We start from the raw sequence: 26,251 nt of genomic DNA on the forward strand, positions 1-26,251 counted from the left end.
TTGAATAATCGTGATAAATTACAAAAATTTAGTATTCGAAAATACGCAATTGGAACATTTTCTACTGTGATTGCAACACTTGTGTTCATGGGTATCAATACAAACCATGCAAGTGCCGACGAGTTGAATCAAAATCAAAAGTTAATTAAACAATTAAATCAAACAGATGATGATGATTCGAATACGCATAGTCAAGAAATCGAAAATAACAAACAAAATTCTAGTGGGAAGACTGAATCATTACGTTCATCAACTAGTCAAAATCAAGCAAATGCACGACTGTCGGATCAATTCAAAGACACTAATGAAACATCGCAACAATTACCTACAAATGTTTCGGATGATAGTATCAATCAATCGCATAGTGAAGCAAATATGAATAACGAACCATTGAAAGTTGATAATAGTACTATGCAAGCACATAGTAAAATAGTAAGCGATAGCGATGGGAATGCTTCTGAAAATAAACATCATAAACTAACAGAAAATGTACTTGCAGAAAGCCGAGCAAGTAAAAATGACAAAGAGAAAGAGAATCTACAAGAGAAAGATAAATCGCAGCAAGTACATCCACCATTAGATAAAAATGCATTACAAGCTTTTTTTGACGCATCATATCACAATTACAGAATGATTGATAGAGATCGTGCGGATGCAACAGAATATCAAAAAGTCAAATCTACTTTTGACTACGTCAATGACTTACTAGGTAATAATCAAAATATTCCTTCAGAACAGCTTGTTTCGGCATATCAACAATTAGAGAAAGCATTAGAACTTGCACGTACGTTACCACAACAATCTACTACAGAAAAACGTGGTAGAAGAAGTACGAGAAGTGTTGTTGAGAATCGTTCATCAAGAAGCGATTACTTAGATGCTAGAACTGAATATTATGTTTCAAAAGACGATGATGATTCTGGTTTCCCTCCTGGTACTTTCTTCCATGCTTCAAATAGAAGATGGCCTTATAATTTACCAAGATCTAGGAACATCTTACGTGCTTCTGATGTACAAGGTAATGCTTATATCACTACAAAACGACTTAAAGATGGATATCAATGGGATATTTTATTTAATAGTAATCATAAAGGGCATGAATATATGTACTATTGGTTTGGACTTCCAAGTGATCAAACACCAACTGGTCCAGTAACTTTCACTATTATCAACCGTGATGGTTCAAGTACATCTACTGGTGGCGTTGGATTTGGATCAGGTGCACCACTACCTCAATTTTGGAGATCAGCAGGTGCTATTAATTCTAGCGTAGCGAATGATTTTAAACATGGCTCCGCTACAAATTATGCATTTTATGATGGTGTTAATAATTTTTCTGACTTTGCTAGAGGGGGAGAATTATACTTCGACAGAGAAGGCGCTACACAAACTAATAAATATTATGGCGATGAAAACTTCGCATTGCTAAATAGTGAGAAACCAGATCAAATAAGAGGATTAGATACAATATATAGTTTTAAAGGTAGTGGTGATGTAAGTTATCGTATTTCATTTAAAACTCAAGGAGCTCCAACTGCAAGATTGTATTATGCTGCTGGCGCGCGTTCTGGTGAATATAAACAAGCAACGAACTATAACCAACTCTATGTCGAACCTTATAAGAATTATCGAAATCGAGTACAGTCAAATGTCCAAGTTAAAAATCGTACACTTCATTTAAAAAGAACAATCAGACAATTCGATCCTACATTACAGAGAACTACTGATGTTCCTATTTTGGATAGTGACGGTTCCGGAAGTATTGATTCGGTATACGACCCATTAAGTTATGTAAAGAATGTGACTGGTACAGTCCTAGGTATTTATCCATCTTATCTTCCTTATAATCAGGAAAGATGGCAGGGAGCTAATGCAATGAATGCCTATCAAATTGAAGAACTTTTTTCACAAGAAAATCTTCAAAATGCAGCACGTTCAGGCCGTCCAATTCAATTTCTTGTAGGTTTTGATGTTGAAGATAGCCATCATAACCCTGAAACTCTTTTACCAGTAAATTTATATGTAAAACCTGAGTTAAAACATACAATTGAGTTATATCACGATAATGAAAAACAAGATAGAAAGGAATTTTCAGTATCGAAACGAGCGGGCCATGGTGTTTTCCAAGTAATGAGTGGAACGCTTCATAACACTGTAGGATCAGGAATATTACCTTATCAACAAGAGATACGTATCAAACTTACTAGTAATGAACCAATTAAAGATAGTGAATGGTCTATTACAGGATATCCTAACACGCTTACATTACAAAACGCTGTGGGTAGAACAAATAATGCTACTGAAAAAAACTTAGCTCTTGTTGGTCATATTGATCCAGGAAATTATTTCATCACTGTTAAGTTTGGTGATAAAGTAGAACAATTTGAAATTAGATCAAAACCAACTCCACCAAGAATCATTACAACTGCTAATGAATTACGTGGAAATCCTAACCATAAGCCTGAAATAAGAGTAACAGATATACCAAATGATACTACTGCTAAAATCAAACTTGTGATGGGCGGAACCGATGGCGATCATGATCCAGAAATAAATCCATATACTGTCCCTGAAAACTACACAGTAGTTGCAGAAGCATACCATGATAATGATCCAAGTAAAAATGGGGTCTTAACATTCCGTTCATCAGACTACCTTAAAGATCTACCATTAAGCGGTGAATTAAAGGCAATTGTTTATTACAATCAATATGTACAATCAAACTTTAGTAATAGCGTTCCGTTTAGTAGCGATACAACACCACCTACAATTAATGAACCGGCAGGACTAGTTCATAAGTATTACAGGGGAGATCATGTAGAAATTACTCTTCCAGTCACTGATAATACTGGCGGTTCAGGTTTAAGAGATGTAAACGTCAATTTACCTCAAGGTTGGACAAAAACCTTTACAATCAATCCTAATAATAATACTGAGGGTACGCTTAAGTTAATTGGTAATATACCTAGTAATGAAGCATATAATACGACATATCATTTCAATATTACTGCAACCGATAATTCTGGAAATACAACAAATCCAGCTAAAACCTTTATTTTAAATGTTGGTAAGTTGGCTGATGATTTAAATCCAGTCGGATTATCTAGAGATCAACTACAATTAGTGACAGACCCTTCTTCATTATCTAATTCCGAACGAGAAGAGGTAAAAAGAAAAATAAGTGAAGCAAATGCTAATATAAGATCATATTTATTACAAAATAACCCAATACTCGCTGGAGTAAACGGCGATGTTACATTTTATTATAGAGATGGTTCTGTAGATGTTATTGATGCTGAAAATGTAATCACATATGAGCCCGAAAGAAAATCCATTTTCAGTGAAAATGGTAATACAAATAAAAAAGAAGCAGTAATCACTATTGCTAGAGGACAAAACTATACCATTGGTCCAAACTTAAGAAAATATTTCTCATTAAGTAATGGTTCGGATTTACCTAATAGAGATTTCACCTCTATATCAGCTATTGGATCTTTACCTTCATCGAGTGAAATTAGTCGACTCAATGTTGGAAATTATAACTATAGAGTTAATGCTAAAAATGCTTATCATAAGACTCAACAAGAACTTAATTTAAAACTTAAAATAGTAGAGGTTAATGCACCTACTGGTAATAATCGTGTATATAGAGTTAGTACTTATAATTTAACTAATGATGAAATCAATAAAATCAAACAAGCATTTAAAGCAGCTAATTCTGGACTTAATTTAAACGATAACGATATCACTGTTTCGAATAACTTTGACCATAGAAATGTTAGTAGTGTGACAGTAACTATACGTAAGGGCGATTTGATAAAAGAGTTTTCATCAAATCTCAATAATATGAATTTCTTACGTTGGGTTAATATAAGGGATGATTATACCATTTCGTGGACTTCTAGTAAGATTCAAGGTAGAAATACAGATGGTGGATTAGAATGGTCACCAGATCATAAATCACTTATTTATAAATATGATGCAACATTAGGTAGACAAATAAATACTAATGACGTGTTAACTTTACTTCAAGCAACAGCTAAAAACTCAAATTTACGTTCAAATATCAATAGTAATGAAAAACAGTTAGCAGAACGAGGGTCTAATGGGTATTCTAAATCTATAATTAGAGATGATGGCGAGAAATCTTATTTACTTAACTCAAATCCTATTCAAGTATTAGACTTAGTAGAACCAGATAATGGTTACGGTGGACGTCAAGTCAGTCATTCTAACGTTATATATAATGAAAAAAATTCTTCTATCGTAAATGGTCAAGTTCCAGAAGCTAATGGGGCATCCGCTTTTAATATTGATAAAGTTGTTAAAGCTAATGCGGCAAATAATGGTATTATGGGTGTTATCTATAAGGCACAATTATACTTAGCACCATACAGTCCAAAAGGTTACATTGAAAAATTAGGCCAAAATTTAAGCAATACCAATAACGTGATTAATGTTTATTTTGTGCCTTCTGATAAAATAAATCCTAGTATAACTGTAGGTAATTACGACCATCATACGGTATATTCTGGTGAAACATTTAAAAATACTATCAATGTAAATGATAATTATGGATTAAATACAGTAGCTTCTACAAGTGATAGTGCAATTACTATGACCAGAAACAACAACGAGTTAGTAGGTCAGGCTCCTAATGTTACTAATAGCATAAATAAAATTGTAAAAGTTAAAGCCACAGATAAAAGTGGAAATGAAAGTATTGTTTCTTTCACAGTAAATATAAAACCATTAAACGAGAAATATAGAATAACAACTTCATCAAGTAATCAAACACCAGTGAGAATTAGTAATATTCAAAACAATGCTAACCTTTCAATTGAAGATCAAAATAGAGTAAAATCTTCACTCAGCATGACTAAAATTTTAGGTACAAGAAATTATGTCAATGAGTCAAATAATGACGTTCGTAGTCAAGTTGTAAGTAAAGTAAATAGAAGTGGGAACAATGCTACAGTTAATGTTACAACTACATTTTCTGATGGTACAACTAATACAATAACCGTTCCAGTTAAACATGTGTTATTAGAAGTTGTACCTACTACTAGAACAACAGTAAGAGGACAACAATTTCCAACCGGCAAAGGAACTTCCCCAAATGATTTCTTTAGTTTAAGAACGGGAGGTCCAGTTGATGCGAGAATAGTTTGGGTTAATAATCAGGGACCCGATATAAATAGTAATCAAATTGGTAGAGATTTAACATTACACGCTGAAATATTCTTTGATGGTGAAACAACACCAATTAGAAAAGATACTACTTACAAACTTAGTCAATCTATTCCAAAGCAAATATATGAAACAACTATCAATGGTCGATTTAATTCATCAGGTGATGCATATCCAGGAAATTTTGTTCAAGCAGTAAATCAATATTGGCCAGAACATATGGACTTCAGATGGGCCCAAGGATCAGGCACACCAAGTTCTCGTAATGCAGGTTCATTTACTAAAACAGTTACGGTAGTTTATCAAAACGGCCAAACTGAAAACGTTAATGTACTATTCAAAGTCAAACCAAATAAACCTGTTATTGATAGTAATAGTGTGATTTCAAAAGGACAATTAAATGGTCAACAAATTTTAGTTCGAAATGTTCCACAAAATGCACAAGTCACTCTATATCAATCAAATGGAACTGTTATTCCTAATACAAATACAACTATAGATTCTAATGGTATAGCTACTGTAACAATTCAAGGCACTCTACCAACCGGAAATATTACTGCTAAAACCTCAATGACAAATAATGTAACGTACACTAAACAAAATAGTAGTGGAATTGCTTCAAATACAACTGAAGATATAAGTGTTTTTTCAGAAAACAGTGATCAAGTAAATGTTACCGCTGGCATGCAAGCTAAAAATGATGGTATTAAAATAATTAAAGGTACAAACTATAATTTTAATGACTTCAATAGTTTCATAAGTAATATACCAGCCCATTCTACTCTTACATGGAACGAGGAGCCTAATAGTTGGAAAAACAACATCGGTACTACAACAAAAACTGTTACAGTTACTCTACCTAATCATCAAGGTACGAGAACTGTAGATATTCCAATAACAATCTATCCAACAGTTACAGCTAAGAATCCAGTAAGAGATCAAAAAGGACGAAACTTAACCAATGGTACTGACGTTTATAATTATATTATTTTTGAAAATAATAACCGTCTTGGAGGAACAGCTTCTTGGAAAGACAATCGTCAACCTGATAAAAACATAGCCGGTGTACAAAATTTAATTGCACTTGTTAATTATCCTGGCATATCTACACCATTAGAAGTTCCTGTTAAAGTGTGGGTATATAATTTTGATTTCACTCAACCTATCTACAAAATTCAAGTAGGAGATACATTCCCTAAAGGAACATGGGCAGGCTATTACAAACATCTTGAAAATGGAGAGGGATTACCAATAGATGGTTGGAAATTTTATTGGAACCAGCAAAGTACAGGAACTACTAGTGATCAATGGCAATCATTAGCATATACTAGAACTCCTTTTGTTAAAACTGGTACTTATGATGTCGTTAATCCTAGCAACTGGGGTGTTTGGCAAACATCACAATCAGCTAAATTTATAGTTACAAATGCTAAACCTAATCAACCAACCATAACTCAGTCTAAAACTGGTGATGTAACAGTAACACCTGGTGCTGTGCGTAATATACTAATAAGTGGGACAAATGATTATATCCAAGCATCTGCAGATAAGATTGTTATTAATAAAAATGGAAATAAATTAACTACATTTGTTAAAAATAATGATGGTCGTTGGACTGTTGAAACTGGGTCACCTGACATAAATGGTATCGGACCAACAAATAACGGAACTGCTATATCTTTAAGTCGATTAGCAGTTAGACCTGGGGATTCAATAGAAGCAATAGCGACTGAAGGTTCCGGAGAAACTATAAGTACTTCAGCAACTAGTGAAATTTATATTGTCAAAGCTCCACAACCTGAACAAGTAGCAACTCATACTTATGATAATGGAACATTCGATATATTACCTGACAATTCACGTAATTCTTTAAATCCAACTGAACGTGTCGAAATTAATTACACTGAAAAATTAAATGGCAATGAAACACAAAAATCATTCACTATTACTAAAAATAACAACGGCAAATGGACGATAAATAATAAACCAAATTATGTCGAGTTCAATCAGGATAATGGTAAAGTTGTATTTTCGGCCAATACAATTAAACCTAATTCTCAAATTACAATAACTCCTAAAGCAGGTCAGGGTAACACTGAAAACACAAATCCTACTGTAATTCAAGCACCTGCGCAACATACTTTAACAATCAATGAAATTGTTAAAGAACAGGGTCAAAATGTGACTAATGATGATATTAATAATGCGGTTCAAGTGCCAAATAAAAATAGAGTTGCGATTAAACAAGGAAACGCTCTTCCAACAAATTTAGCTGGTGGTAGTACATCACATATTCCAGTAGTTATTTATTACAGTGATGGAAGTTCTGAAGAAGCTACTGAGACTGTTAGAACTAAAGTTAATAAAACCGAATTAATCAATGCTCGTCGTCGACTAGATGAAGAAATTAGTAAAGAGAACAAAACACCATCAAGTATCAGAAACTTTGATCAAGCTATGAATCGTGCTCAATCACAAATTAATACAGCTAAAAGTGATGCTGACCAAGTTATAGGCACAGAATTTGCAACACCTCAACAAGTAAATTCAGCTTTATCTAAAGTTCAAGCGGCACAAAATAAAATAAATGAAGCTAAAGCATTATTACAAAACAAGGCTGATAATAGTCAACTTGTGAGAGCAAAAGAACAATTACAACAATCGATTCAACCAGCCGCTTCAACTGATGGTATGACTCAAGATAGCACAAGGAACTACAAAAATAAACGCCAAGCAGCTGAACAAGCAATACAACATGCAAATAGCGTTATAAATAATGGAGATGCAACATCCCAACAAATTAATGATGCTAAAAACACAGTTGAACAGGCACAGAGAGATTATGTTGAAGCTAAAAGCAACTTACGTGCTGATAAGTCACAGTTACAAAGCGCTTATGATACGTTAAATAGAGATGTTTTAACAAATGATAAAAAGCCAGCATCTGTAAGACGCTATAATGAAGCCATTTCAAATATTAGAAAAGAATTAGATACAGCTAAAGCGGATGCAAGTAGTACTTTGCGAAACACCAATCCTTCCGTTGAACAAGTTAGAGACGCTTTAAATAAAATAAATACTGTTCAACCTAAAGTGAATCAAGCAATTGCTTTACTTCAACCAAAAGAAAATAATTCAGAACTTGTACAAGCTAAAAAACGTTTACAAGACGCTGTAAATGACATACCTCAAACACAAGGTATGACACAACAAACAATTAATAATTATAATGACAAACAACGTGAAGCTGAAAGAGCACTTACATCTGCACAAAGAGTGATTGATAATGGGGATGCTACAACTCAAGAAATTACTTCTGAAAAATCTAAAGTAGAGCAAGCAATGCAAGCTTTAACTAATGCTAAAAGTAATCTGAGAGCTGATAAGAATGAGTTACAGACTGCATATAACAAATTAATTGAGAACGTATCTACCAATGGTAAAAAACCGGCGAGTATACGTCAATACGAAACAGCCAAAGCCAGAATACAAAATCAAATTAATGATGCTAAAAATGAAGCGGAGCGAATTTTAGGTAATGATAATCCACAAGTATCACAAGTAACTCAAGCATTGAACAAAATCAAAGCTATTCAACCAAAATTAACAGAAGCTATCAACATGCTTCAAAACAAAGAAAATAATACAGAATTAGTCAATGCTAAAAACAGACTTGAAAATGCAGTAAATGATACAGATCCAACACACGGTATGACTCAAGAAACAATTAATAATTACAACGCTAAAAAGCGAGAAGCTCAAAATGAAATACAAAAAGCGAACATGATTATTAATAATGGAGATGCTACTGCTCAAGATATTTCTTCTGAAAAATCTAAAGTAGAGCAAGTATTACAAGCATTACAAAATGCTAAGAATGACTTAAGAGCTGATAAAAGAGAATTACAGACTGCATACAATAAACTTATACAAAATGTTAATACCAATGGTAAAAAACCATCTAGTATTCAAAACTATAAGTCTGCAAGACGAAATATCGAAAACCAATATAATACCGCTAAAAATGAAGCACATAATGTTCTTGAAAATACAAACCCTACTGTAAATGCAGTAGAAGATGCTTTACGTAAGATAAATGCAATTCAACCAGAGGTTACAAAAGCTATTAATATACTTCAAGATAAAGAAGATAATAGCGAACTTGTTAGAGCAAAAGAAAAATTAGATCAAGCGATTAATAGTCAACCATCACTAAATGGTATGACTCAAGAATCTATTAATAATTACACAACAAAACGTAGAGAAGCACAAAATATAGCAAGTTCTGCTGACACTATTATTAATAATGGGGATGCATCTATTGAACAAATAACAGAAAATAAAATTCGAGTTGAAGAGGCAACTAATGCACTTAACGAAGCAAAACAACATTTAACGGCAGATACAACTTCTTTAAAAACTGAAGTACGGAAATTAAGTAGGAGAGGCGACACAAACAACAAAAAGCCTAGCAGTGTTAGTGCTTATAACAATACTATTCATTCGCTACAATCTGAAATTACACAGACTGAAAATAGAGCAAATACTATCATCAATAAGCCTATTCGTTCTGTTGAAGAAGTAAATAATGCATTGCATGAAGTAAACCAATTGAACCAACGCTTAACAGATACAATTAACTTATTACAACCTTTAGCGAATAAAGAAAGCTTAAAAGAAGCTCGTAATCGACTTGAAAGTAAAATTAATGAAACCGTTCAAACAGACGGTATGACTCAACAATCTGTTGAGAATTATAAGCAAGCTAAAATAAAAGCTCAAAATGAATCTAGTATTGCACAAACTCTTATTAATAATGGTGATGCATCTGATCAAGAAGTTTCTACAGAAATAGAAAAATTAAATCAAAAGCTGTCTGAATTAACAAATTCAATCAATCACTTAACAGTTAATAAAGAACCTTTAGAAACTGCCAAAAATCAGTTACAAGCAAATATTGACCAAAAACCTAGCACTGATGGTATGACGCAACAATCTGTACAAAGCTATGAACGTAAACTACAAGAAGCCAAAGATAAAATAAACTCAATTAATAATGTCTTAGCTAACAATCCAGATGTTAATGCTATCAGAACAAACAAAGTTGAGACGGAACAAATCAATAATGAATTAACACAGGCGAAACAAGGTCTTACTGTTGATAAACAACCATTGATTAATGCAAAAACTGCTTTGCAACAAAGTCTAGATAATCAACCAAGTACTACTGGTATGACTGAAGCAACAATTCAAAATTATAACGCTAAACGTCAAAAAGCAGAGCAAGTTATACAAAATGCAAATAAAATTATTGAAAACGCTCAACCTAGTGTACAACAAGTGTCTGATGAGAAATCTAAGGTAGAGCAAGCACTCAGTGAATTGAACAACGCCAAATCAGCGCTTAGAGCTGATAAACAAGAATTACAGCAAGCATATAATCAGTTGATTCAACCAACGGATTTAAATAATAAGAAACCAGCTTCTATCACTGCGTACAATCAAAGATATCAACAATTTAGTAACGAATTGAACAGCACTAAAACAAATACAGATCGCATTTTAAAAGAGCAAAATCCAAGTGTAGCTGATGTCAACAATGCACTAAATAAAGTAAGAGAAGTACAACAAAAATTAAACGAAGCCAGAGCACTTTTACAAAATAAAGAAGATAATAGTGCACTAGTTCGAGCCAAAGAACAACTTCAACAGGCAGTTGACCAAGTCCCTTCAACAGAAGGTATGACGCAACAAACTAAAGATGATTACAATTCAAAACAACAAGCTGCTCAACAAGAAATATCAAAAGCACAACAAGTTATCGATAATGGCGATGCGACTACACAACAAATTTCTAACGCCAAAACAAATGTTGAACGCGCTTTAGAAGCATTAAATAATGCAAAAACTGGTTTAAGAGCAGATAAAGAGGAACTTCAAAATGCATATAATCAATTAACTCAAAATATTGATACGAGCGGTAAAACGCCTGCAAGTATCAGGAAATACAATGAAGCTAAGTCACGTATTCAAACTCAAATTGATTCAGCTAAAAATGAAGCAAACAGTATTTTAACAAATGACAATCCTCAAGTATCACAAGTGACTGCTGCGTTAAACAAAATAAAAGCTGTTCAACCTGAATTAGATAAAGCGATAGCAATGCTTAAAAATAAAGAGAATAATAATGCATTGGTTCAAGCGAAACAACAACTTCAACAAATTGTTAATGAAGTAGATCCAACACAAGGCATGACAACAGATACTGCTAATAACTATAAATCAAAAAAACGTGAAGCTGAAGATGAAATACAAAAAGCTCAACAAATCATTAACAATGGCGATGCCACTGAGCAACAAATTACTAACGAAACAAATAGAGTAAATCAAGCGATTAATGCAATAAACAAAGCCAAAAACGATTTACGTGCTGATAAGTCTCAATTGGAAAATGCTTATAACCAATTAATACAAAATGTTGATACAAATGGTAAAAAACCTGCTAGTATTCAACAATACCAAGCTGCTCGACAAGCTATTGAGACGCAATACAATAACGCTAAATCAGAAGCACATCAAATTCTTGAAAATAGTAACCCTTCAGTTAATGAAGTAGCACAAGCATTACAAAAAGTTGAAGCTGTACAACTTAAAGTTAATGACGCGATTCATATACTTCAAAATAAAGAGAATAATAGTGCACTTGTCACAGCTAAAAATCAACTTCAGCAATCAGTTAATGATCAACCATTAACAACAGGTATGACTCAAGATTCTATTAATAACTATGAAGCTAAGAGAAATGAGGCTCAAAGTGCTATCAGAAATGCAGAAGCTGTCATCAACAATGGCGATGCAACTGCAAAACAAATTTCAGACGAGAAATCTAAAGTTGAACAAGCACTAGCACATTTGAATGATGCTAAACAGCAATTAACTGCAGATACTACTGAATTACAAACAGCAGTTCAACAATTAAACAGAAGAGGCGATACAAATAATAAAAAGCCAAGAAGTATCAATGCATATAATAAAGCAATTCAATCATTAGAAACACAAATTACTTCTGCTAAAGATAATGCCAACGCTGTGATACAAAAACCTATACGTACTGTTCAAGAGGTAAATAATGCATTACAACAAGTAAATCAGTTGAATCAACAATTAACTGAAGCAATTAATCAACTTCAACCGCTATCAAATAATGATGCATTAAAAGCTGCAAGATTAAATTTAGAAAATAAAATTAATCAAACTGTACAAACTGATGGTATGACACAACAATCTATAGAGGCTTATCAAAACGCTAAACGCGTAGCCCAAAATGAATCTAACACTGCTTTAGCATTAATTAATAACGGCGATGCCGATGAACAACAAATTACAACTGAAACAGACCGAGTCAATCAGCAAACTACAAACTTAACTCAAGCAATTAACGGGTTAACAGTTAATAAAGAACCATTAGAAACCGCTAAAACAGCGTTACAAAATAACATCGACCAGGTACCTAGTACAGATGGTATGACTCAGCAATCTGTTGCAAATTATAATCAAAAACTACAAATAGCTAAAAACGAAATTAACACAATTAATAACGTTTTAGCGAACAATCCAGATGTTAATGCAATCAAAACGAATAAAGCAGAAGCGGAACGAATCAGTAACGATTTAACACAAGCTAAGAATAACTTACAAGTTGATACTCAACCTTTAGAAAAAATAAAAAGACAACTTCAAGATGAAATTGATCAAGGTACTAACACAGATGGAATGACTCAAGATTCAGTGGATAATTACAATGATAGCTTAAGTGCAGCAATTATAGAAAAAGGCAAAGTAAATAAATTACTTAAACGTAATCCGACAGTAGAACAAGTTAAAGAGAGCGTTGCTAATGCACAACAAGTCATACAAGATTTACAAAATGCTCGAACTTCACTTGTTCCAGACAAAACTCAACTTCAAGAAGCTAAAAATAGATTAGAAAACAGTATTAACCAACAAACAGATACTGACGGCATGACTCAAGATTCGCTTAACAATTATAATGATAAATTAGCAAAAGCTAGACAAAACCTTGAAAAAATATCTAAAGTTTTAGGTGGTCAACCTACTGTAGCTGAAATTAGACAAAATACAGATGAAGCAAATGCACATAAACAAGCATTAGACACTGCACGTTCTCAACTTACATTAAATAGAGAGCCATATATCAATCATATTAATAATGAAAGTCATTTAAATAACGCGCAAAAAGATAATTTTAAAGCTCAAGTTAACTCAGCACCTAATCATAATACTTTAGAAACGATTAAAAATAAGGCTGATACTTTAAATCAATCTATGACAGCATTAAGTGAAAGTATTGCAGATTACGAAAATCAAAAACAACAAGAAAATTATTTAGATGCATCTAACAATAAACGTCAAGACTATGACAATGCAGTCAATGCGGCTAAAGGTATTTTAAACCAAACTCAAAGTCCGACAATGAGTGCTGATGTGATTGATCAAAAAGCTGAAGATGTTAAACGTACGAAAACTGCGTTAGATGGAAATCAAAGATTAGAAGTTGCTAAACAACAAGCACTTAATCATTTAAATACCTTAAATGATTTAAACGATGCTCAGCGACAAACTTTAACTGATACTATAAATCACTCTCCAAACATCAATTCAGTGAATCAAGCTAAAGAAAAAGCTAATACTGTTAACACAGCAATGACTCAACTGAAACAAACTATTGCTAACTATGACGATGAATTGCATGACGGCAATTACATTAATGCAGATAAAGACAAAAAAGATGCTTATAATAACGCTGTTAACAATGCTAAACAACTGATTAATCAATCTGATGCTAATCAAGCACAACTTGATCCAGCTGAAATTAATAAAGTTACACAAAGAGTCAATACGACTAAAAATGATCTAAATGGTAATGACAAATTGGCTGAAGCTAAAAGAGATGCTAATACAACCATTGATGGTTTAACTTATCTAAATGAAGCTCAACGTAACAAAGCTAAAGAAAATGTAGGCAAAGCTTCTACAAAAACAAATATTACGAGTCAGTTACAAGATTACAATCAATTGAATATTGCTATGCAAGCATTACGTAACAGTGTGAACGACGTTAACAATGTTAAAGCAAATAGCAATTATATAAATGAAGATAATGGTCCAAAAGAAGCTTACAATCAAGCCGTTACTCATGCTCAAACATTGATAAATGCACAATCTAACCCTGAAATGAGCCGTGACGTAGTAAATCAAAAAACACAAGCAGTAAATACTGCCCATCAGAATTTACATGGACAACAAAAGTTAGAACAAGCACAAAGTAGTGCTAATACAGAAATCGGTAACTTACCAAACTTAACTAATACTCAAAAAGCTAAAGAAAAGGAACTGGTAAATAGTAAACAAACTCGTACGGAAGTACAAGAACAACTTAACCAAGCTAAGTCACTAGATAGTTCTATGGGCACGTTAAAATCATTAGTTGCTAAACAACCTACAGTACAAAAAACAAGTGTTTATATTAACGAAGATCAACCTGAGCAATCTGCCTACAATGATTCCATTACAATGGGACAAACTATAATTAATAAAACAGCTGATCCAGTACTTGATAAAACTTTAGTTGATAACGCAATCAGTAACATTTCAACTAAAGAGAATGCACTGCATGGTGAACAAAAATTAACAACTGCTAAAACGGAAGCAATTAATGCACTTAATACATTAGCTGATTTAAACACACCTCAGAAAGAGGCTATTAAAACAGCTATTAACACTGCTCATACAAGAACTGATGTAACTGCAGAGCAAAGTAAGGCTAATCAAATAAATAGTGCAATGCACACGTTGAGACAAAACATTTCTGACAACGAATCAGTAACAAACGAAAGTAATTATATTAACGCTGAACCCGAAAAACAACATGCCTTTACTGAGGCTCTAAATAATGCTAAAGAAATAGTTAATGAACAACAAGCCACTCTTGATGCCAATTCAATTAACCAAAAAGCACAAGCGATTCTTACTACTAAAAATGCTTTAGATGGTGAAGAACAATTACGTCGTGCTAAAGAAAATGCCGATCAAGAAATCAATACGTTAAATCAATTGACTGATGCGCAAAGAAATAGTGAAAAAGGTTTAGTCAACAGTTCTCAAACTAGAACAGAAGTTGCTTCTCAATTAGCAAAAGCTAAAGAACTAAATAAGGTGATGGAACAACTGAATCACCTTATCAATGGTAAAAACCAAATGATAAATAGCAGTAAATTTATCAATGAAGATGCGAACCAACAACAAGCATATTCAAATGCGATTGCAAGTGCAGAAGCGCTTAAAAACAAATCACAAAACCCTGAATTAGATAAAGTAACAATTGAACAAGCAATTAATAATATTAATTCTGCAATTAACAATCTAAACGGTGAAGCTAAACTGACTAAAGCTAAAGAAGATGCTGTTGCTTCAATAAACAACCTAAGCGGATTAACAAACGAGCAAAAAACAAAAGAAAATCAAGCCGTTAATGGCGCTCAAACTAGAGACCAAGTTGCTAATAAATTACGTGATGCTGAAGCATTAGATCAATCAATGCAAACATTACGTGACTTAGTTAACAATCAAAATGCAATACATTCAACAAGTAATTATTTTAACGAGGATTCAACTCAAAAGAATACTTATGATAATGCAATTGATAATGGCTCGACATATATAACTGGTCAACACAATCCAGAATTAAATAAATCTACTATTGATCAAACGATTAGCCGAATTAACACAGCTAAAAATGATTTACATGGTGTAGAAAAGTTACAAAGAGATAAGGGAACTGCTAATCAAGAAATTGGACAATTAGGTTATTTAAATGACCCTCAAAAATCTGGTGAGGAATCCTTAGTCAACGGTTCAAATACACGTTCTGAAGTAGAAGAGCATCTTAATGAAGCTAAATCATTAAATAATGCAATGAAACAATTAAGAGATAAAGTAGCTGAAAAGACTAATGTCAAACAAAGTAGCGATTACATTAATGATTCAACTGAACATCAACGTGGGTATGATCAAGCACTTCAAGAAGCAGAAAATATTATTAATGAAATCGGTAATCCAACATTAAATAAATCGGAAATTGAACAAAAGTTACAACAATTGACTGACGCTCAAAATGCGTTACAAGGTTCACATCTATTAGAAGAAGCTAAAAATAATGCGATTACTGGAATCAATAAACTTACAGCATTAAATGATGCACAACGTCAAAAAGCAATTGAAAATGTTCAAGCACAGCAGACAATCCCAGCAGTTAATCAACAATTAACTTTGGATAGAGAAATAAATACTGCAATGCAAGCTTTACGAGATAAAGTAGGCCAACAAAATAACGTTCACCAACAAAGTAATTATTTCAATGAAGATGAACAACCAAAACATAACTATGATAATTCTGTACAAGCCGGTCAAACTATTATTGATAAACTTCAAGATCCAATCATGAACAAAAATGAAATTGAGCAGGCTATTAATCAAATCAATACGACTCAAACAGCGTTAAGTGGAGAAAATAAATTACACACTGACCAAGAAAGCACAAATAGACAAATAGAAGGTTTATCTAGTTTGAACACAGCTCAAATCAACGCCGAAAAAGATTTAGTCAATCAAGCTAAAACAAGAACAGATGTTGCTCAAAAGTTAGCTGCAGCTAAAGAAATAAATTCTGCTATGAGTAATTTAAGAGATGGCATTCAAAATAAAGAGGACATCAAACGTAGCAGTGCATATATCAACGCAGATCCGACTAAAGTTACAGCTTACGATCAAGCACTACAGAACGCAGAAAATATCATCAATGCCACACCAAACGTAGAGCTTAATAAAGCTACAATTGAACAAGCGCTATCACGCGTTCAACAAGCACAACAAGATCTTGATGGTGTTCAACAATTAGCTAATGCTAAACAACAAGCTACACAAACTGTCAATGGGTTAAATAGCTTAAATGACGGTCAAAAGCGTGAATTAAATCTATTAATTAATTCAGCTAATACCCGTACAAAAGTACAAGAAGAATTAAACAAAGCAACTGAATTGAACCATGCGATGGAAGCTTTAAGAAACAGTGTTCAAAACGTTGATCAAGTAAAACAAAGTAGCAATTATGTCAATGAAGATCAACCTGAACAGCACAATTATGATAATGCTGTCAATGAAGCTCAAGCTACAATCAACAACAATGCTCAACCTGTTCTAGACAAATTAGCTATAGAACGTTTAACTCAAACTGTTAACACTACAAAAGATGCATTACATGGTGCTCAAAAACTGACACAAGACCAACAAGCTGCTGAAACTGGAATACGTGGTTTAACGAGTCTCAATGAACCTCAGAAAAATGCTGAAGTAGCTAAAGTAACTGCAGCAACAACACGTGATGAAGTGAGAAATATTCGTCAAGAAGCAACAACATTAGATACTGCAATGCTTGGTTTACGTAAAAGCATTAAAGATAAAAACGATACTAAAAATAGTAGTAAATATATTAATGAGGATCATGACCAACAACAAGCTTATGACAATGCTGTAAATAATGCTCAACAAGTTATCGATGAAACTCAAGCAACGTTAAGCTCAGATACAATCAATCAATTGGCAAATGCCGTAACTCAAGCTAAATCTAATCTTCATGGAGATACTAAACTACAACACGATAAAGATAGTGCTAAACAAACGATTGCTCAATTACAGAATTTGAATTCAGCTCAAAAACATATGGAAGATTCTTTAATTGATAATGAATCTACACGTACGCAAGTCCAACACGATTTAACAGAAGCTCAAGCTTTAGATGGTTTAATGGGTGCCTTAAAAGAAAGTATTAAAGATTATACTAATATTGTTTCAAACGGTAATTACATCAATGCGGAACCATCTAAGAAACAAGCATATGATGCAGCTGTACAAAATGCTCAAAATATAATAAATGGAACGAATCAACCAACAATTAATAAAGGTAATGTCACTACAGCAACACAAACCGTGAAAAATACTAAAGATGCCTTAGACGGTGATCATAGATTAGAGGAAGCTAAAAATAATGCCAATCAAACAATCAGAAATCTATCTAATTTGAACAATGCCCAAAAAGATGCAGAGAAAAATCTAGTTAATAGCGCATCAACATTAGAACAAGTTCAACAAAACTTACAAACCGCTCAACAATTAGATAATGCTATGGGTGAGTTACGACAAAGTATTGCTAAAAAAGATCAAGTGAAAGCAGATAGTAAATATCTAAATGAAGATCCTCAAATTAAGCAAAACTATGATGATGCAGTTCAACGTGTTGAAACTATTATTAACGAAACTCAAAACCCTGAATTACTTAAAGCAAACATTGACCAAGCAACTCAATCCGTTCAAAATGCAGAACAAGCTTTACATGGTGCTGAAAAATTAAATCAAGACAAACAAACGTCTTCGACAGAACTAGATGGATTAACAGATTTAACAGATGCACAACGTGAAAAACTCAGAGAACAAATTAACACTTCTAATAGTAGAGATGATATTAAGCAAAAAATTGAGCAAGCAAAAGCACTAAATGACGCAATGAAAAAACTTAAAGAACAAGTTGCGCAAAAAGATGGTGTTCATGCTAACAGTGATTATACAAATGAAGATTCTGCACAAAAAGATGCGTATAATAATGCACTTAAACAAGCGGAAGACATTATTAATAACAGCTCAAATCCTAACTTAAATGCACAAGACATTACTAATGCTTTAAATAATATTAAACAAGCACAAGATAACCTTCATGGAGCTCAAAAATTACAGCAAGACAAAAATACAACTAATCAAGCCATTGGTAACTTAAATCATCTTAATCAACCTCAAAAAGATGCGCTTATACAAGCTATTAATGGAGCTACATCTAGGGACCAAGTTGCAGAAAAACTTAAAGAGGCCGAAGCGCTTGATGAAGCTATGAAACAACTTGAAGATCAAGTGAATCAAGATGATCAAATTTCAAATAGCAGCCCATTCATAAATGAAGACTCAGACAAACAAAAAACTTATAATGATAAAATCCAAGCTGCAAAAGAAATAATTAATCAAACATCTAATCCAACCTTAGATAAACAAAAAATTGCTGATACACTTCAAAATATTAAAGATGCAGTGAATAATTTACATGGTGATCAAAAATTAGCTCAATCTAAACAAGATGCTAATAATCAATTAAATCATTTAGATGACTTAACCGAAGAACAAAAAAACCATTTTAAACCGTTAATTAATAATGCTGATACTCGAGATGAGGTAAATAAACAACTAGAGATTGCTAAACAATTAAATGGTGATATGAGTACACTTCATAAAGTCATAAATGATAAAGATCAAATTCAACATTTAAGCAATTACATTAATGCTGATAATGATAAAAAACAAAATTATGATAATGCTATTAAAGAAGCTGAGGATTTAATTCATAATCATCCAGATACATTAGATCATAAAGCATTACAAGATTTATTAAACAAGATAGACCAAGCGCATAACGAATTAAATGGAGAATCCAGATTTAAACAGGCTTTAGACAATGCTTTAAACGACATAGATAGCTTAAACAGTCTCAATGTTCCACAACGCCAAACTGTTAAGGATAACATCAACCATGTGACAACTCTAGAAAGTTTAGCTCAAGAATTGCAGAAAGCAAAAGAGCTTAATGATGCTATGAAAGCAATGAGAGATAGCATTATGAATCAAGAGCAAATTCGTAAAAATAGCAATTATACTAATGAAGACTTAGCTCAACAAAATGCCTATAATCATGCAGTAGATAAAATAAATAACATTATTGGTGAAGACAATGCGACGATGGATCCTCAAATAATCAAACAAGCAACTCAAGATATAAATACAGCTATAAATGGATTAAATGGAGATCAAAAACTTCAAGATGCAAAGACAGATGCTAAACAACAAATTACTAACTTTACTGGTTTAACTGAACCACAAAAACAAGCATTGGAAAACATCATTAACCAACAAACAAGCAGAGCAAATGTTGCTAAACAGTTAAGTCATGCTAAATTCTTAAATGGAAAAATGGAAGAATTAAAAGTTGCAGTAGCCAAAGCGTCATTAGTAAGACAAAATAGTAACTATATTAATGAAGATGTCTCTGAAAAAGAAGCATATGAACAAGCTATCGCAAAAGGTCAGGAAATAATTAATTCAGAAAATAATCCAACAATAAGTAGTACTGATATCAATCGTACCATTCAAGAAATTAATGATGCTGAACAAAATCTTCATGGTGATAATAAATTAAGACAAGCACAGGAAATTGCAAAGAATGAAATACAAAATCTAGACGGATTAAATTCAGCTCAAATAACAAAATTAATCCAAGATATAGGCAGAACAACAACTAAACCTGCAGTAACTCAGAAACTAGAAGAAGCAAAAGCAATAAACCAAGCTATGCAACAACTTAAACAAAGTATAGCCGATAAGGATGCTACTCTAAATTCTAGTAACTATCTCAATGAAGATTCTGAGAAAAAGTTAGCGTACGATAATGCTGTAAGCCAAGCTGAACAACTCATAAATCAACTTAACGACCCAACTATGGATATAAGTAATATTCAAGCTATTACTCAAAAGGTCATTCAAGCAAAAGATTCATTGCACGGTGCGAATAAACTTGCACAAAATCAAGCAGATTCAAATTTAATAATAAATCAATCAACAAATTTAAATGATAAACAAAAGCAAGCATTAAATGACTTAATTAATCATGCTCAAACTAAACAGCAAGTGGCAGAAATAATTGCACAAGCTAATAAGTTAAATAACGAAATGGGCACACTAAAAACACTCGTAGAAGAACAGTCAAACGTTCATCAACAAAGTAAATATATTAATGAAGATCCGCAAGTTCAAAATATTTATAATGACTCCATTCAAAAAGGTCGAGAAATATTAAACGGCACTACAGATGATGTTTTAAACAACAATAAAATAGCAGATGCCATTCAAAACATTCATTTAACTAAAAACGATTTACATGGTGATCAAAAATTACAAAAAGCACAACAAGATGCAACCAATGAATTAAACTATTTAACAAATCTAAACAATTCTCAAAGACAAAGCGAGCATGATGAGATTAACTCTGCTCCTTCAAGAACTGAAGTTTCTAATGATTTAAATCATGCTAAAGCACTTAATGAAGCTATGCGTCAACTTGAGAATGAAGTTGCTCTTGAAAACAGTGTTAAAAAATTAAGCGACTTTATCAATGAAGATGAAGCGGCACAAAATGAATATAGTAATGCACTTCAAAAAGCTAAAGACATTATCAACGGCGTTCCAAGTAGCACTTTAGATAAAGCTACAATTGAAGATGCTTTATTAGAATTGCAAAATGCTAGAGAAAGTTTACATGGTGAGCAAAAACTTCAAGAGGCTAAAAATCAAGCTGTTGCTGAAATTGATAATTTACAAGCATTAAATCCTGGACAGGTTCTTGCTGAAAAAACATTAGTTAACCAAGCATCAACCAAACCAGAAGTTCAAGAAGCCTTACAAAAAGCAAAAGAACTTAATGAAGCTATGAAAGCACTGAAAACTGAAATAAATAAAAAAGAACAAATCAAGGCTGATAGTAGATATGTAAATGCTGACAGTGGTCTTCAAGCAAATTACAATTCTGCGTTAAATTATGGTTCTCAAATTATTGCAACTACCCAACCACCAGAGCTTAATAAAGATGTAATAAATAGAGCAACTCAAACGATTAAAACTGCTGAAAATAATTTAAATGGGCAATCTAAATTAGCAGAGGCTAAGTCAGACGGAAATCAAAGCATCGAACATTTGCAAGGATTAACACAATCACAAAAAGATAAACAACATGATTTAATTAATCAAGCTCAAACTAAACAACAGGTAGATGATATCGTAAATAACTCTAAACAATTAGATAACTCTATGAATCAACTACAACAAATTGTTAACAATGACAATACAGTAAAACAAAATAGTGATTTCATTAATGAAGATTCCAGCCAACAGGATGCTTATAATCATGCAATTCAAGCAGCAAAAGATTTGATAACTGCTCATCCAACTATCATGGATAAAAATCAAATAGATCAAGCTATTGAAAATATCAAACAAGCACTTAATGATTTACACGGTAGTAATAAACTATCAGAAGATAAAAAAGAAGCTTCAGAACAACTACAAAACCTTAATAGCTTGACGAACGGGCAAAAAGATACGATTTTAAATCATATTTTCAGTGCACCAACAAGAAGCCAAGTAGGAGAAAAAATTGCAAGTGCTAAACAATTAAATAATACAATGAAAGCACTTAGAGATTCTATTGCTGATAATAATGAAATTTTACAAAGTAGTAAGTACTTCAATGAAGATTCTGAACAACAAAATGCTTATAATCAAGCCGTAAATAAAGCTAAAAATATAATTAATGATCAACCAACACCAGTAATGGCAAATGATGAGATTCAAAGTGTCCTAAATGAAGTTAAACAAACTAAAGATAATTTACATGGTGATCAAAAACTTGCTAACGACAAGACAGATGCTCAAGCAACATTAAATGCGTTAAATTACTTAAATCAAGCGCAAAGAGGTAATCTTGAAACTAAAGTTCAAAACTCTAATTCTAGACCAGAAGTACAAAAAGTAGTTCAATTAGCAAATCAACTTAATGATGCGATGAAAAAATTAGATGATGCTTTAACTGGTAATGACGCAATAAAACAAACGAGTAATTATATTAATGAAGATACTTCTCAACAAGTTAACTTTGATGAGTATACAGATAGAGGTAAAAACATAGTTGCTGAACAAACAAATCCAAATATGTCTCCAACTAATATTAACACTATTGCTGATAAAATTACTGAAGCTAAAAACGATTTACATGGCGTACAAAAACTAAAACAAGCTCAACAACAGTCCATCAATACTATTAATCAAATGACTGGTCTAAACCAAGCTCAAAAAGAACAATTAAATCAAGAAATTCAACAAACTCAAACCCGTTCTGAAGTACATCAAGTAATTAATAAAGCACAAGCTTTAAATGATTCAATGAATACTTTACGTCAAAGTATTACTGATGAACATGAAGTTAAACAAACAAGTAACTACATCAATGAAACTGTTGGTAATCAAACTGCATATAACAATGCCGTTGATCGTGTAAAACAAATAATCAATCAAACATCTAATCCAACTATGAATCCTTTAGAGGTGGAACGTGCAACATCAAATGTAAAAATTTCTAAAGATGCACTTCATGGTGAACGTGAATTGAATGACAATAAAAATTCAAAAACTTTTGCAGTCAATCACTTAGATAACCTCAATCAAGCTCAAAAAGAAGCATTAACTCATGAAATTGAACAAGCAACTATAGTTTCACAAGTAAATAATATCTATAACAAAGCGAAAGCTTTAAATAATGATATGAAAAAACTTAAAGATATCGTTGCTCAACAAGATAATGTGAGACAATCAAACAATTATATAAACGAGGATAGTACACCTCAAAATATGTACAACGATACAATTAATCATGCACAATCAATCATTGATCAAGTAGCAAACCCTACGATGTCTCATGACGAAATAGAGAATGCAATCAATAACATAAAGCATGCCATCAATGCACTCGATGGAGAACATAAATTACAACAAGCAAAAGAAAATGCAAACTTATTGATTAATAGTTTAAACGATTTAAATGCACCACAAAGAGATGCCATAAATAGATTGGTTAATGAAGCTCAAACAAGAGAAAAAGTAGCTGAACAACTTCAAAGTGCTCAAGCTTTAAATGACGCTATGAAGCATTTAAGAAACAGCATTCAAAATCAATCATCCGTAAGACAAGAGAGCAAATATATTAATGCAAGTGATGCTAAAAAAGAGCAATATAATCACGCAGTTAGAGAAGTCGAAAATATTATCAATGAACAACATCCAACATTGGATAAAGAAATAATTAAGCAACTAACGGATGGTGTAAATCAAGCGAATAATGACTTAAATGGCGTTGAATTATTAGATGCTGATAAGCAAAACGCACATCAATCGATACCTACATTGATGCACTTAAATCAAGCACAACAAAACGCATTAAATGAAAAAATTAATAACGCAGTTACCAGAACTGAAGTTGCGGCTATTATTGGCCAAGCAAAACTACTCGATCATGCTATGGAGAATTTAGAAGAAAGTATCAAAGATAAAGAGCAAGTCAAACAGTCAAGTAACTATATTAATGAAGATTCTGATGTTCAAGAAACATACGATAACGCCGTTGATCATGTGACAGAAATACTTAATCAAACAGTAAATCCAACTTTATCTATTGAAGATATAGAGCATGCTATCAACGAAGTTAATCAAGCGAAAAAACAACTCAGAGGTAAACAAAAACTTTATCAAACTATCGATTTAGCTGATAAAGAATTAAGTAAATTGGATGATTTAACATCACAACAAAGCAGTTCAATATCTAATCAAATATATACTGCTAAAACGAGAACAGAAGTTGCCCAAGCAATTGAAAAAGCAAAATCATTAAATCATGCAATGAAAGCACTTAACAAAGTATATAAAAATGCAGATAAAGTGTTAGATAGTAGTCGATTCATTAACGAAGATCAACCTGAAAAAAAGGCGTATCAACAAGCTATAAATCATGTTGATTCAATCATTCATAGACAAACAAATCCTGAAATGGATCCAACAGTAATCAATAGCATAACTCATGAACTCGAAACAGCTCAAAATAACTTACATGGTGATCAGAAACTTGCTCATGCACAACAAGATGCCGCTAATGTAATTAATGGTCTAATTCATCTTAATGTTGCTCAACGTGAGGTAATGATAAATACGAATACAAATGCTACAACACGCGAAAAAGTTGCAAAGAACTTAGATAATGCTCAAGCTCTTGATAAAGCTATGGAAACACTACAACAAGTAGTTGCTCATAAAAATAATATATTGAACGATAGTAAATATTTAAATGAAGATTCAAAATATCAACAACAATACGATCGAGTTATTGCTGATGCCGAACAACTACTTAATCAGACAACAAATCCAACATTAGAACCTTATAAAGTCGATATTGTTAAGGATAATGTCCTAGCTAACGAAAAAATACTATTTGGCGCAGAAAAACTATCATATGACAAATCAAATGCAAATGATGAAATTAAACATATGAATTATCTTAATAATGCACAAAAGCAATCTATAAAAGATATGATTTCTCACGCAGCATTAAGAACTGAAGTTAAACAACTTCTGCAACAAGCTAAAATCCTTGATGAAGCCATGAAATCACTTGAAGATAAAACTCAAGTAGTGATTACAGATACTACTTTGCCTAATTACACTGAAGCTTCAGAGGATAAAAAGGAAAAAGTAGACCAAACTGTATCACATGCTCAAGCGATTATTGATAAAATAAATGGCTCAAATGTAAGTTTAGATCAAGTACGACAAGCACTAGAACAATTAACTCAAGCATCAGAAAACCTCGATGGTGATCAGCGAGTTGAAGAAGCTAAAGTTCATGCTAATCAAACAATTGATCAATTAACACATCTTAATTCATTACAACAACAAACTGCGAAAGAAAGTGTTAAAAACGCAACAAAACTAGAAGAAATCGCTACTGTTAGTAACAATGCTCAGGCATTAAACAAAGTAATGGGTAAATTAGAACAATTCATTAATCATGCTGATTCTGTTGAAAATAGTGATAATTATAGACAAGCCGACGACGACAAAATCATCGCTTATGATGAAGCACTTGAACATGGACAAGATATACAAAAAACTAACGCAACCCAAAATGAAACAAAACAAGCGTTACAACAATTAATATATGCAGAAACATCGTTAAATGGTTTCGAAAGATTAAATCATGCTAGACCACGAGCTTTAGAATATATCAAATCAC

The 26,251-nt window shown here is 32.5% G+C and carries 1 protein-coding gene (cut by a window edge); it reads left to right on the forward strand.

The features are described 5' to 3' along the window. Positions 1–26,251: the 5' portion of a hyperosmolarity resistance protein Ebh gene (gene ebh, locus FNL83_RS06830; RefSeq protein WP_080388512.1), read on the forward strand. It continues 4,199 nt past the right edge of the window; 26,251 of the gene's 30,450 nt are visible here — the first part of the coding sequence; its start codon is at positions 1–3; the stop codon falls past the right edge of the window.

The sequence above is a fragment of the Staphylococcus epidermidis genome (assembly GCF_006742205.1).
In the GTDB taxonomy this organism is placed as follows: Bacteria; Bacillota; Bacilli; order Staphylococcales; family Staphylococcaceae; genus Staphylococcus; species Staphylococcus epidermidis.